The 13,054-nt window shown below is 70.2% G+C and carries 11 protein-coding genes and 1 riboswitch; of the genes, 8 read left to right on the top strand and 3 right to left on the bottom strand.

The window, feature by feature from the left end; translation table 11 throughout:
- The first annotated feature begins 55 nt into the window (after nucleotides 1-55).
- A complete protein-coding gene (thyX, locus tag Mth01_RS03815; protein ID WP_204011299.1) occupies nucleotides 56-838 on the top strand; it encodes an FAD-dependent thymidylate synthase in 783 nt (260 codons plus the stop codon).
- 63 nt (nucleotides 839-901) lie between these two features.
- Here the strand turns inward: thyX and Mth01_RS03820 are convergent, their stop codons facing one another.
- From Mth01_RS03820 to Mth01_RS03830, 3 genes are all read right to left on the bottom strand, one after another.
- Complete coding sequence (locus Mth01_RS03820) at nucleotides 902-1,426, bottom strand: hypothetical protein (RefSeq protein ID WP_204011301.1); 525 nt, start codon at nucleotides 1,424-1,426, stop codon at nucleotides 902-904.
- 120 nt (nucleotides 1,427-1,546) lie between these two features.
- Nucleotides 1,547-2,623 (bottom strand): WD40/YVTN/BNR-like repeat-containing protein, encoded by a 1,077-nt coding sequence (locus Mth01_RS03825; RefSeq protein WP_204011304.1) that lies wholly within the window; start codon nucleotides 2,621-2,623, stop codon nucleotides 1,547-1,549.
- A gap of 36 nt (nucleotides 2,624-2,659) precedes the next feature.
- The gene (locus tag Mth01_RS03830) at nucleotides 2,660-3,823 is read right to left on the bottom strand and encodes a globin domain-containing protein (protein WP_204011306.1); all 1,164 of its coding nucleotides are present in this window, start codon (nucleotides 3,821-3,823) and stop codon (nucleotides 2,660-2,662) included.
- 256 nt (nucleotides 3,824-4,079) lie between these two features.
- On the opposite strand from Mth01_RS03830, the gene Mth01_RS03835 reads away from it, so the two are divergent.
- The 7 genes from Mth01_RS03835 (at nucleotide 4,080) to gcvP (ending at nucleotide 13,054) form a co-directional block, all read left to right on the top strand.
- Entirely contained in the window at nucleotides 4,080-4,685 is a 606-nt protein-coding gene (locus tag Mth01_RS03835; protein ID WP_204011308.1) for a CDP-alcohol phosphatidyltransferase family protein, read from the top strand.
- Nucleotides 4,686-4,688: 3 nt separating this feature from the next.
- Entirely contained in the window at nucleotides 4,689-7,193 is a 2,505-nt protein-coding gene (locus tag Mth01_RS03840) for a mannose-1-phosphate guanyltransferase (RefSeq protein ID WP_204011312.1), read from the top strand.
- Nucleotides 7,194-7,361: 168 nt separating this feature from the next.
- Nucleotides 7,362-7,865 carry an FHA domain-containing protein gene (locus Mth01_RS03845; RefSeq protein WP_204011315.1) on the top strand — a complete coding sequence of 168 codons (504 nt, stop codon included), beginning with the start codon at nucleotides 7,362-7,364 and terminating at the stop codon, nucleotides 7,863-7,865.
- A 19-nt stretch (nucleotides 7,866-7,884) separates the two neighbouring features.
- The gene (ftsR, locus tag Mth01_RS03850) at nucleotides 7,885-8,550 is read left to right on the top strand and encodes a transcriptional regulator FtsR (protein ID WP_204011318.1); all 666 of its coding nucleotides are present in this window, start codon (nucleotides 7,885-7,887) and stop codon (nucleotides 8,548-8,550) included.
- Nucleotides 8,551-8,626: 76 nt separating this feature from the next.
- Nucleotides 8,627-9,097, top strand: a complete 471-nt coding sequence (locus Mth01_RS03855; protein WP_152990269.1) for a bifunctional nuclease family protein — start codon at nucleotides 8,627-8,629, stop codon at nucleotides 9,095-9,097.
- Nucleotides 9,098-9,252: 155 nt separating this feature from the next.
- Nucleotides 9,253-9,870 carry a MerR family transcriptional regulator gene (locus Mth01_RS03860; RefSeq protein WP_239089330.1) on the top strand — a complete coding sequence of 206 codons (618 nt, stop codon included), beginning with the start codon at nucleotides 9,253-9,255 and terminating at the stop codon, nucleotides 9,868-9,870.
- An 82-nt stretch (nucleotides 9,871-9,952) separates the two neighbouring features.
- Nucleotides 9,953-10,042: riboswitch (glycine riboswitch) on the top strand.
- Nucleotides 10,043-10,189: 147 nt separating this feature from the next.
- Nucleotides 10,190-13,054, top strand: coding sequence for an aminomethyl-transferring glycine dehydrogenase (gcvP, locus tag Mth01_RS03865; RefSeq protein ID WP_204011322.1), 2,865 nt, complete (start codon nucleotides 10,190-10,192; stop codon nucleotides 13,052-13,054).

The following is a 13,054-nucleotide window of genomic DNA, read 5'->3' on the forward strand; positions in this document are numbered from 1 at the left end:
CCGGTAACGTGTGCAGGAACGGTCACCCAAGCACCGAACAACGGGGAAAAGGTACATGCGCAGCGTCGAACCCGAGGTCTTCCTCGTCGCCAGGCCCGAGCTGGACTACGACGAACTCGCCCGCTATCTCCAGGAGATCGGCGGCGAGCGCTGGCTGGATCGGCTGGAGCGGGGCGAGTTCGACGCGCAGAACCTCGCCGAGTTCGCCGGCCGCCTGTGCTACCGGTCGTACGAGCCCGGGCTGAACCCGAACGTGGTCCGCGTGCGCAAGGACCAGGACACCTACCTGCGCAACATCCTGGCCAGCGCCCACGGCTCGGTCCTCGAACACCTCAACTTCAGCTTCGTCCTGCACAACGTCAGCCGGGTGTTCACCCATGAGCTGGCGAGGCACCGCCCCGGGGTGGCGATCTCGCAGGAGTCGCTGCGGTTCGTCCGGCTCACCGAGATCCCGTTCTGGTTCCCCGAATGGGCACGCGAGGACGCCGAGTTGATGAAGCGGGCCACCGAACTGCTCGACCGGATGGAGGAGTTCCAGACCTGGGCAGCCGGGCATTTCCAGCTGGACGCGGACGGCGTGCCGTTCGCCGAGAAGAAGCACCGCACCTCGTTCATGCGCCGGTTCGCCCCCGAGGGCGTCGCGACCGGCCTGGTGTGGACGGCCAACGTGCGCACGCTCCGCCACACGATCGAGGCCCGTACGGCCGCGGGCGCGGAGGAGGAGATCCGCCTGGTCTTCGGCAAGATCGGTGAGATCATGCGGACGGAGGCCCCGGCCCTGTTCGGCGACTACGCGATCGAGGACGGCGCCTGGATCCCCAGCTGGCGCAAGGTCTGATCGTCGGCCGGCCGCGCGGGTGGGCCGCCCACACCCGCACGGCGGCCCCGAACCACGTCCCGGTCAGGGAACGTAGATCTCCTGGAACTTGACGATCTTTCCCCGATACACGGTGATGAGCGCCGGATGCCGGTCCTTGAGGCGGGAGAAGAACTCCTTGCGGGAGCAACGCTTGTCGCCCACGCCACGGTTGTCCACCGTCACGCCGCCGTCGCCGCCCCTGCAGCCGTAGGAGCTGTAGAACGCGACGTTCTTGGAGATGGGCGAGGCGTAACGGGTGACGTCGCCCTCGGGCGGGCCGACGAAACGCCCCTGCGTGTGCTTGCCCTTCGCCCATTTGATGGGCTCGTACTCCGCGATCCCACCGCGGTGATGCGTGATCCAGCCGCGCAGCACGCCGTCATGCCGCGGGCTGATCCTCTTGGTGAAGTCGTGCTTGGGGTCCTTCTGGAAGGACGTGCCGAAAACCTTGGGCTGTTTGAACTTCGGGATGGCGGCGGCGTTCGCGGGGGATGTCGTCGCGGCGGTCAGCGTAACGGCGACCGCGGTGGCGGAGAGAAGGGCGGTGAGCGAGGTCCTGAGTCTCATGCCCTATAAGAGTGCGGGCCACGCCGGTTGGTTCGCGCTCCTTCGCGAATTCCGCGGGATACCGACCTGGCGGTGCCACGGTGCGGACCGCCGGTCGGTGAACTGACAGGAGGCCGCGGCTCAGATCACGGCGGCGCGGACGCACAGGACGTCGGGCAGGTGCCCGGCGATCCGCGTCCAGGTCTCGCCGCCGTCGCGGGAGCCGTACACCTCGCCGTCGCGCGTGCCGAAGAAGACGCCCGCCTCGCCGGCGCACATCGCGTCCCTGAGCACCGACGAGTACACGGGCTCGTTCGGCAGCCCCACCGGAAGTCCCTGCCAGGTGGCTCCGGCGTCGTCGCTGCGGTACACGGTGTACTCGTGGCCGACGGGCGTGCGGTCCATGTCCGCGTGCAGCGGGAACACGTACACCGTGTCCGGACGCTCCGGATGGACGGCGACCGGGAAGCCGAAGTCGGACGGCAGGCCGGCGCCGATGTCGGTCCAGGTCCCGCCGAAGTCGTCCGACCGGTACACGCCGAAATGGTGCTGGAGGTAGAGCCGCTCGGGCCGCGCCGGATGCTGGGCGACCTTGTGCACGCACTGCCCGAACTCGGGATACTGAGCCCCTTCGGGCAGGAACGGCGCCCGGATGTTCTTGTTGGCGGGCTCCCAGGAGGCCCCGGCGTCGAAGCTGCGGAAGAAGCCGACCGCCGAGGCGGCGATCGCGATCCGCGCCGGGTCCACCGGGTGCGGGAGGATCGTGTGGAGGCACAGCCCGCCCCCGCCCGGCTGCCACCGCGGCCGCGTCGGGTGGTCCCACAGCCCCTCGACCAGCGAGTAGGTGATCCCGCCGTCCTCCGATCGGAACAGCGCGGCGGGCTCGGCCCCGGCCCAGACGACGTCCGGTTCGGACGGCGAGGGCTGGAGTTGCCAGACCCGGGTCAGCGAGGCGCCCGTGTGCTCGGGGAAGGCCACCGGCGGCGCCTCGGCCTCCTCCCAGGTCTTCCCCAGGTCGTCGGACCACATGACGCCCGGCCCGAAGTGGCCGTACTCGATGCCGGCCAGCAGCCGCGGCGTCTCCGTCCTGGTGTCGACGGCCACGGACGGCACCGCGATGGTCGAGAACCGCACGGACTCCACCTCGAACGGGCCGCCCCCGACGGAGCGGGCGAGGAAGAGCCCCTTGCGGGTCCCGATCGCGAGCAGGGCTTCCATCGTGTCTCCCTCACTGTCGGTTGCTGTCGGCTGTGGTCATGGTGTCAGGCTGACGGCAGGTGCGCCCGGAGTTCCGGAAGGGTGTCCCAGATCACCTGGGGTCCCATCGCAGTGGATGCGGGACGGCGGCACGCCCGCCGTCCGCAGGCGCCGTACGGCCTCGTTCACCATCGCGGCGGGCCCGCACACGTAGGCCTCGTGATCCGGCCAGGACTCGAGCCGCTCCATGATCTCCGGCAGCCTGCCCCGGGTCCCGGAGAAGCCGGGATCGTCGGAGACCACGGGGAGCACCCGCAGCCGCGGGAAGTCCGAGGCCATGCGGGCGAGGTCCGGCAGGTCGTACAGATCTCCGGCGTGGCGGGCGCCGAACAGCAGATGGATGCGCGGACGGCGACCCGAGCCGATGACGTGCTCGATGACGGCCTTGATCGGTGCCAGACCGGTGCCGCCCGCGACGCACAGCATGTCCCTGTCGGTGTCGGCCGGGGTCATCGTGCCCGACGGCGGGCCGAGCATGACCTGGTCGCCGACCCGGGTGTGCCGCACCAGCGCCGAGCTCACCCAGCCGCCGGGGACCGCGCGCACGTGCAGGCACAGGGTGCCGTCCTCGCGCGGGGCGTTGGCGATCGAGAACGGGCGCCACACTCGCGGCCACCGCGGCGTCTGCACCGTCACGTGCTGCCCGGGGGTGAAGTCCAGCCGCTGCGCCGGGCGCAGGGTGACGACCGCGATGTCAGGGGCGCGCAGCTCGTGGCCGACGACCTCGGCGAGCCACCACGGGGGACGGGTCCTCGCCTCGGCCCGCGCGGCGTTGATCATCGCGTCCGCCACCATGGCGTACGCCTCGGTCCAGGCGGCCTCGACCTCGGAGGTCCAGGCGTCCGCGGCGAAGTGCCGGATCGTGGCGAGCAGGGCGCTGCCGACGGCCTCATAGTGCTCGGCGACGACGCCGTACCTGCGGTGGCCGCGGCCGAGCCGCGCGAGGAAGACGGAGAGCCCGGCGGGGTCGTCGAGCATCCGGACGATCGTCGCGAGAGCCTCGAAGACGCGATCGTCGTGTATGCCCATGGTGGCCGGGAACAGTGCCCGCAGGCTCGGATGCTCGGCGAACAGCCGTCCGTGGAAGTACGCCGCGGCCTTCCCGGCGACGGGCTCGACGAGCGAGAAGCTCTCCTTGACGAGGCGCGCGTTCGGCGACATGAGATCGTGTCCCACCCCTGGTCGTGTTCGGTACACCTCCCTGACGTTCCGGGTGACGAGCGTCGGCGGCCCCGGCCCGCTCCAACGCTCACGGTGAGTGTGACATCCGCGACGTGGGGTCACAACCGGTTCGCCCTAATTGCTCGGCGAATATCCATTGATTGCCCGCAAATCAATATTTCCCCGTGTGCCTGGACAGGTGCCTGGACAGGTGCCCGGAGAGGCGTGGAACCGGCGGAAAGGTAGGGTCTGGGGCGTGAACGCTGCCGAGGACCGGATCTGGACGCTGCCCAACCTGCTGAGCGCGCTCAGGCTGCTCGGTGTTCCCGTCTTCCTCTGGCTCGTGCTGGGCCCCAGGGCCGACGGCTGGGCCATCGGGCTGCTCATCCTCGCCGGGTTCAGCGACTGGCTCGACGGCAAGATCGCCCGGGCCTGGAACCAGATGAGCAGGCTCGGCCGGCTGATCGACCCGCTCGCCGACCGGCTCTACATCCTCGCCACCCTCGTCGGGCTGGTCCTGCGCGATGCCGTCCCCTGGTGGCTGGCGCTGGCCGTGCCGCTGCGGGACGTGCTGCTGCTGTGGGTCCCGCCGGTGCTGCGCCGCCACGGGTACGGCCCGGCCCTGCCGGTGCACTTCCTCGGCAAGGCCGGCACAGCGGCCCTCATGTACGCGTTTCCGCTGCTGTTCCTCGCCTCCCACGAGGGTTGGTACGCCGATATCTGCGCGATCTCCGGATGGGCTTTCGCCATCTGGGGAACTGGTCTGTATTGGTGGGCGGGGGTGTTGTACGTCGTCCAGGTTCGCCAGCTGATCAGCCCGCGCGTCAGCCGACCGGTTGGGCGCGCCGGCTGGAAGGGGTGAGGCGTGAAGGCCGTCGTGATGGCGGGCGGGGAGGGGACTCGGCTGCGGCCGATGACCGCCAACCAGCCCAAGCCGATGCTCCCCATCATCAACCGGCCAATCATGGAGCATGTGCTGCGGCTGCTGAAACGGCACGGCTTCACCGAGACCGTGGTCACCGTGCAGTTCCTGGCCGCGCTCATCCGCAACTACTTCGGCGACGGCGACGAGCTGGGCATGACCCTGCACTACGCCACCGAGGAGGTGCCGCTCGGCACCGCCGGGAGCGTGAAGAACGCCGCGGACAGGCTGCGCGACGAGCGGTTCCTGGTGATCTCCGGCGACGCGCTCACCGACATCGACCTGACCGACATGCTCCGCTTCCACCGGGAGAACCGCGCACTGGTCACGATCGGGCTCAAGCGGGTGCCCAACCCGCTCGAGTTCGGGATCATCATCGTGGACGAGGACGGGCGGATCCAGCGCTTCCTGGAGAAGCCCACCTGGGGGCAGGTGTTCTCCGACACCGTGAACACCGGCATCTACATCATGGAGCCGTCGGTGCTCGACGAGATCGCCCCCGGGCAGCCCGTCGACTGGTCGGCCGAGGTCTTCCCCAAGCTGCTCGACCGGGGCAGCCGGCTGTTCGGCTACGTCGCCGAGGGCTACTGGGAGGACGTGGGCACCCATGAGAGCTACCTGAAGGCGCACGCCGACGTCCTGGAAGGCAAGGTCAAGGTCGACTTCGACGCGTTCGAACTGGCGCCCGGAGTGTGGGCGGCCGAGGGCGCCTCGGTCGACCCGGAGGCGGTGCTCAAGGGGCCGCTCTACATCGGCGGCTACGCGAAGGTCGAGGCCGGCGCCGAGCTGCGGGAGTACACCGTGCTCGGCAGCAACGCGGTCGTCAAGGAGGGCGCGTTCCTGCACCGCGCGGTCGTCAGCGACAACGTCTACGTCGGTCCCGCCGCCCACCTGCGCGGATGCGTGATCGGCAAGAACACCGACGTGATGACCGGGGCCCGCATCGAGGAGAACGCCGTCGTCGGAGACGAGTGCGTCATCGAGGCGGAGGCGTACGTCTCCTCCGGTGTGAAGATCTACCCGTTCAAGACGATCGAGGCGGGCACGGTCGTCAACACCAGCGTCATCTGGGAGTCGCGCGGCCAGCGCAGCCTGTTCGGCCCGCGTGGCGTCTCCGGGCTGGTCAACGTGGAGATCACTCCCGAGCTGTGCGTACGGCTGGCCGGCGCCTACGCCACCACGCTGCGCAAGGGCGACACGGTCGTCACGTCCCGTGACGTCTCCCGCGCGGCCCGGGCGCTGAAGCGGGCGGTGATCAGCGCGCTCAACTCCAGCGCGATCAACGTGATCGACCTGGAGGCCGCGGCCCTGCCGGTCGCCCGCTTCCACACCTCGCGCGAGCACGTCAAGGGCGGGGTGGCCCTGCGGACCACGCCGGGCGACCCGCAGAGCGTCGACATCGTGTTCATGGACGAGGCGGGGGCCGACCTGTCCCAGGCCGCCCAGCGGAAGCTGGAGCGGGTCTTCTCGCGGCAGGAGTACCGCAGGGCGTTCCCCGGCGAGATCGCCGAGCTCACCTTCCCGGCCAGGACCGTCGACACCTACACCCGGGAACTGCTGCGCTGCGTCGACATGAGCGGGGTCAAGGACGCCGAGATGAAGGTCGTGGTCGACTGCGCCGGCGGCACGGCCTCGCTCGTGCTGCCCAGCCTGCTCGGCCGGGCGGGCGTCGACGTGCTGACCGTCAACGGCCGGCTCGACGACGCCTCGCCGACCGAGACCCTCGCCGAGCGCCGCCGGGACCTGCAGCGCCTCGCCGAACTGGTGGCCTCGTCCCGGGCCGCCTTCGGCGTGCGGTTCGACCCGGTGGGCGAGCGGATCTCCCTGGTGGACGAGCTGGGCCGGCTGATCAGCGAGGAGCGGGCGCTGCTGGTGGTCCTCGATCTGGTCGCCGCCGAGCGCCGGGGCGGCCGGGTGGCCCTGCCGGTCACCACGACCCGGGTGGCCGAGATGGTCTGCCGGTTCCACGGAGTCCAGGTCGACTGGACGGCGACCAGCCTGGACACGCTGACCCGTGCGGCGCGCCATCCCGACACGGTCTTCGCCGGCGACGGCCGCGGCGGTTTCATCGTCCCCGAGTTCGCCCCCACGCTGGACGGCCCGGCGGTGTTCCTGCGCCTGCTCGGCCTGGTCGCGCGGACCCGGCTGTCGCTCAGCCAGATCGACGCCCGCATCCCGGAGGCCAGGTTGCTCAAGCGCACGGTCCCCACCCCGTGGGCGCACAAGGGGACCGTGATGCGCTCGGTGGTCGAGGCGGCCGAGGACCGGAGCCTGGACACCACGGACGGCGTGCGGATCGTGGAGGACGACGGGAGCTGGGCCCTCGTGCTGCCCGACCCGGCCGAGGCCGTCACCCACCTGTGGGCCGAGAGCCACGACATGGACACCGCCCAGGCTCTGCTGGAGCGCTGGGCCGCCGTCGTCGAGCGGGCGGCCGGCGCCCCGTGAGGGAGGGCGGGCGGGTGGTCCGTGTGTGGCGGGATGGACCTTGAACGTATGCTGGCTGTAGCGTTGGTCAGTCCACGCCCCAGCCATGCTTCTTGACCTTGATCCTTGATCAGCGTAAGTTGCGGCATTCGCAGTCCGAGCAAGTCGTGAGAGAGGCCGAGCCGATCGATGCCCAGCGTCTACTGCACGCAGTGCGGTCATGCCAACCCCGAGGATGCCCGTTTCTGTTCACGATGCGGTTCGCCGCTGAGCGCACCGGCGCCCGTCGCAGCCGACACCACCTCCACGATCTCGCTTGAGGCGCTGGAGGCCGAGGCGGGGCAGACCCTGCTGCCGGACAGGACGGCGGTGGAACGGCTCCCGCCGGGCACCGCGCTGCTCGTCGTCATGCGCGGGCCCAACGCGGGGAGTCGTTTTCTGCTGGACAGCGATCTCACTACGGCGGGTCGTCACCCGGAAAGCGACATTTTCCTGGACGATGTAACCGTGTCCAGGAGGCACGTGGAGTTCTACCGGCGCGGCGGCCAGTTCACCGTGCGTGACGTCGGCAGCCTCAACGGCACCTACGTCAACCGGGAGCGCATCGAGGAGTCCCCGCTCACGGGCGGCGACGAGGTGCAGATCGGCAAGTTCCGGCTGGTGTTCCTCACGCGTGGCTCTGGAGGGCTGTGATCGCTGAGGAGGGGGGATCATGGGCGCGCAGGCCATAAGGGCGTTCATGAGCATCGGGGAGGTGCTCGCCCTGCTGCAGGGGGAGTTCCCCGACATCACCATCTCCAAGATCCGCTTCCTGGAGGGTGAGGGGCTCATCGAGCCGCAGCGGAGCCCGTCGGGCTACCGCAAGTTCACGCGTCTCGACGTCGAGCGGCTGCGCTACATCCTCACCGCGCAGCGCGACCACTACCTGCCCCTCCGCGTGATCAAGGATCATCTGGACGAGCAGGCCGCCCGCCCGCGCCCGGTGCCCGCCGGGACCGCCGGGGCGCCTCCCGTACGGCTGAGCCGGGAGGAACTGATCGAGGCGGCGGGCATCGACGAGGAGACGCTCGCCGAGATGGAGAGCTTCGGTCTCGTCGCCTCCGTCGCCCGTCACTACGACGGGGAGGCGCTGGAGGTGGCCCGCAGCGTGGCGGCGCTGGCGAAGTTCGGCCTGCACCCCAGGCACCTTCGGGCCGTCAGAGCCGCGGTGGAGCGGGAGGCGGGCCTGATCGAGCAGGCGGTGGCCCCGTTGATGCGCCGCCGGGCGCCCGGCGCGATCGCGCAGGCGGACGAGACCGCCAGGGAGATCTCCGGACTTCTTCAAGAATTACACAACGCGTTACTTCGTGGCAGTGTTCGCGGCATTCAGGGGCGGTGACCGGCATATGCGGTCGGTCCCGGGTGTTACGTTGAATGCCTGGTGATATGTCGCGACGCTTGAGACGGAGCCGCCCGTGTTGCAGATGGAGGTCGTGGGGGTTCGCGTTGAGATGCCCACCAACCAGCCGATTGTCCTGTTGAAGGAGACGAGCGGCGATCGGTATCTACCGATCTGGATAGGCATGACCGAGGCGACCGCCATCGCATTGGCTCAGGCGGAGGAGCCGCCGCCGAGGCCGCTCACCCATGACTTGTTCCGTGACGTGCTCGAGGCCCTGGGGGTGCGGCTGCGCACCGTCAACATCGTCGCGCTCCGTGACGGGATCTTCTTCGCCGATCTGGTGTTCTCCAACGGCGTGGAGGTGAGCGCCCGGCCGTCGGACTCGATCGCGCTGGCGCTGCGCACGGGGGCGACGATCTACGCCAGCGAGGACGTGGTTCAGGAGGCGGGTGTGAGCATGCCCGACGACCAGGAGGACGAGGTCGAGAAGTTCCGCCAGTTCCTGGACAAAATCACTCCCGAAGACTTCGGCCGGGCGGGCTGACGTGCCGGTCGATTTCGGGAGATTACGCTTTACGACGCGCCGGACGGGGTCGTTGACTGACGATGCCCCCAGTCCTACGGTGCAAGGGAAACCACGGTTGTAATTCACGAACCCCCAGATCAGACCGTGGGATGAGAGAAAGCCGGAGGTCCGCAGTGGCGGTCAGCAGCGGCGAGGGTAAGTCGGCCGGCCAGCACGACCCGGTCCGGCAGTCGGCGCGGGAGCGCGCCGGCGAGCAGGGTCTGCTGTTCGACGAGCGGCCGACCGCGCTGCCCGATGACATCGGATACCGCGGTCCCACGGCATGCGCCGCGGCCGGGATCACCTACCGGCAACTCGACTACTGGGCGCGTACCGAGCTCGTCCTGCCGACGATAAGAGCCGCCCAGGGATCGGGGTCGCAGCGACTGTACAGCTTCCGCGACATCCTCGTCCTGAAAGTCGTCAAACGCCTCCTCGACACCGGCGTCTCGCTGCAGCAGATACGCACCGCCGTACGGCACCTGCGGGACCGGGGGGTCAACGACCTGGCCCAGATCACGTTGATGAGCGACGGGGTGAGCGTCTATGAGTGCACCTCGGCCGACGAGGTGATCGACCTGCTGCAGGGCGGGCAGGGCGTGTTCGGCATCGCGCTGGGCCGGGTCTGGCGTGAGGTGGAGGGGTCGCTCGCCGAGCTGCCGGGCGAGCGGGCGGAAGCCGCCTCCGATGCGGAGGGTGACCATCCGGCGGACGAACTGGCCCGGCGTCGTAAGGCTCGCAAGACCGGATGAACAAGACCGGATAACAAGATCGGATAAAGGGACCGCGGATGGTGGTCCGGATTCCGGGTAACGGTAGAGTGAATACGGCCGACGACCACGTGCGGGAGAGACCCCTGGCGGCAGGGGCGCCGAAGGAGCAACCTCCCCGGAATCTCTCAGGCATCCGTACCGCACGGACGAGGCGACTCTGAAAAGCGGGCGCACCAGCCAGGTGGGCCTCACCGAAGGGGAAAGCCGGGACCGGATCGGCCCGGTGAAGCTCTCAGGTCCGATGACAGAGGGGGAGACCGCACACGCCTGGTCTCGACCCGCCCGGGAGGCCCCTGTCATGACTGATAGGTCACCACTTCGCGATCTTTCCGCTCCCTCCTTCGTCACCCGCCATATCGGACCCTCCGCCGCGGACCGCGTGCGCATGCTGGCGGCCGTCGGCCACGAGTCGATGGCCGGCCTGGTGGCGGCGGCCGTACCGGAGGCGATCCGCGCCCGCACGCCACTCGACCTGCCCGAGGCGGTGAGCGAGGCCGGGGCGCTGGCCGAGCTGAGGACCCTCGCCGGCCGCAACCGGGTGCTCACCTCGATGATCGGCCTGGGCTACCACGACACCATCACCCCCGGCGTCATCCTGCGCAACGTGCTGGAGAACCCGGGCTGGTACACCGCCTACACGCCGTACCAGCCGGAGATCTCCCAGGGGCGGCTCGAGGCGCTGCTCAACTTCCAGACTATGGTGGCCGACCTGGCCGGGCTCGACGTCGCCGGGGCCTCCCTGCTGGACGAGGCGACGGCGGCGGCCGAGGCCATGACGCTGGCCCGGCGGGCGGGCCGGTCGAAGTCCGCCGTCTTCGTGGTCGACGTGGACGCACTGCCGCAGACCAAGGCCGTGCTGGCGACCCGGGCGCAGCCCCTGGGGATCACGCTGGTGGAGTCGGACCTCACCGGCGACCTGCCCGAGTGCTTCGGCGTCCTGGTGCAGTACCCGGGTGCGAGCGGCCGGGCGGCGGGCTTCGCCGCCCTGGCCGATCGGGCGCACGCCGCGGGCGCGCTCGTCGTCGCAGCCGCCGACCTGCTGGCGCTGACGCTGCTGGCCGCCCCGGGCGAGCAGGGCGCGGACATCGCGGTCGGCTCCACCCAGCGGTTCGGGGTGCCACTCGGCTTCGGCGGCCCGCACGCCGCCTACATGGCGGTCAGGCAGGGGCTGCAGCGGCAGATGCCGGGCCGTCTGGTCGGGGTCTCCGTCGACGCCGACGGCCGACCCGCCTACCGGCTCGCCCTGCAGACCCGGGAGCAGCACATCCGCCGGGAGAAGGCCACCAGCAACATCTGCACGGCGCAGGTCCTGCTGGCCGTCATCGCCTCGATGTACGCGGTCTACCACGGCCCCGAGGGACTGCGGCGGATCGCGCAGCGGGTCCACCGGCACGCGGCCGTCCTCGCCGCCGGGCTGCGCGAGCGCGGGGTGACGATCGTCCACGAGGAGTTCTTCGACACCGTGCTCGCCCGGGTGCCCGACCGGGTGCCCGGCCGCGCCGGCGAGGTCGTCGCCGCGGCCGAGGCGGCGGGGATCAACCTGCGTCACGTGGACGCCGACCACGTCGCCATCGCCTGTGACGAGAAGACCACCACCGGCCATCTGCGTGCCGTGTGGCGGGCCTTCGGCGGCGATCCGCTGGACGACACGCTGGGCGGCCCGCTGGACGACATCGACCGGGTGACACCGGACGCGCTGCCGGCCGGCCTGCTGCGCACCTCGGCCTACCTCACGCACCCGGTGTTCCACGCCCATCGCTCCGAGACGGCGATGCTGCGCTATCTGCGCCGGCTCCAGGACAAGGACATCGCACTCGATCGCTCGATGATCCCGCTGGGCTCCTGCACGATGAAGCTCAACGCCACCACCGAGATGGAGCCGATCACCTGGCCGGAGTTCGCCGACATCCACCCCTTCGCGCCGATCGGCCAGGCCGCGGGGTACGTCGAGCTGATCGAGACCCTGGAGGCCTGGCTCGCCGAGGTCACCGGGTACGACAAGGTCTCCGTGCAGCCCAACGCCGGCTCACAGGGAGAGTTCGCCGGACTGCTGGCCATCCGGGGCTACCACCAGGCCCGGGGCGAGGCCGGACGGGACGTCTGTCTCATCCCGGCGTCGGCACATGGGACCAACGCCGCCAGCGCCGTCATGGCGGGGATGCGGGTGGTCGTGGTGGCCTGCGACGGCGACGGCAACGTCGACATCGGCGACCTCGCCGCGAAGATCGGCAAGCATCGTGACGCGCTGGCCGCGATCATGGTGACCTACCCCTCCACCCACGGGGTGTACGAGGAGACGATCGTCGAGATCTGCGAGCGGGTCCACGAGGCCGGGGGTCAGGTCTACGTGGACGGGGCGAACCTCAACGCGCTGGTCGGGCTGGCCAAGCTCGGCGAGTTCGGCGCCGACGTCTCCCACCTCAACCTGCACAAGACGTTCTGCATCCCGCACGGCGGCGGAGGCCCGGGCGTCGGCCCGGTGGCGGTCAAGGCCCACCTCGCCCCCCACCTGCCCGGGCACGTGTCGGCGGCGCCGTACGGCTCGGCGGGCATCCTGCCGATCTCCTGGGCGTACATCAGGATGATGGGCGGCGAAGGGCTGCGCCAGGCCACCGAGCAGGCGATCCTGTCGGCCAACTACCTCGCCCGGCGCCTCGCGGCGCACTATCCGGTGCTCTACACGGGCCGCGACGGGCTGGTGGCGCACGAGTGCATCATCGACCTACGGCAGATCACCAAGGAGACCGGGGTCACGGTCGACGACGTGGCCAAGCGGCTGATCGACTACGGCTTCCACGCGCCGACCATGTCGTTCCCGGTCGCCGGCACACTGATGATCGAGCCGACCGAGAGTGAGGACCTGGCCGAACTCGACCGCTTCGCCGACGCGATGATCGCCATCAGGGAGGAGATCGCCCGCGTGGCGTCGGGAGAGTACGACAAGACGGACAACCCGCTGCGGAACGCCCCGCACACCGCGGACTGCCTGACCGCGGACGAGTGGCCGCACCCGTACCCCAGGAGTGTGGCCGCCTACCCGATGCCGGGACTGCGGGAGGGCAAGTACTGGCCGCCCGTCCGGCGGATCGACCAGGCGCACGGCGACCGCAACCTCGTCTGCTCCTGCCCGCCCCTGGACGCCTACCAGGCCGCTGACGACTGA

This window comes from Sphaerimonospora thailandensis, assembly GCF_016863115.1.
GTDB classification, from domain to species: Bacteria; Actinomycetota; Actinomycetes; order Streptosporangiales; family Streptosporangiaceae; genus Sphaerimonospora; species Sphaerimonospora cavernae.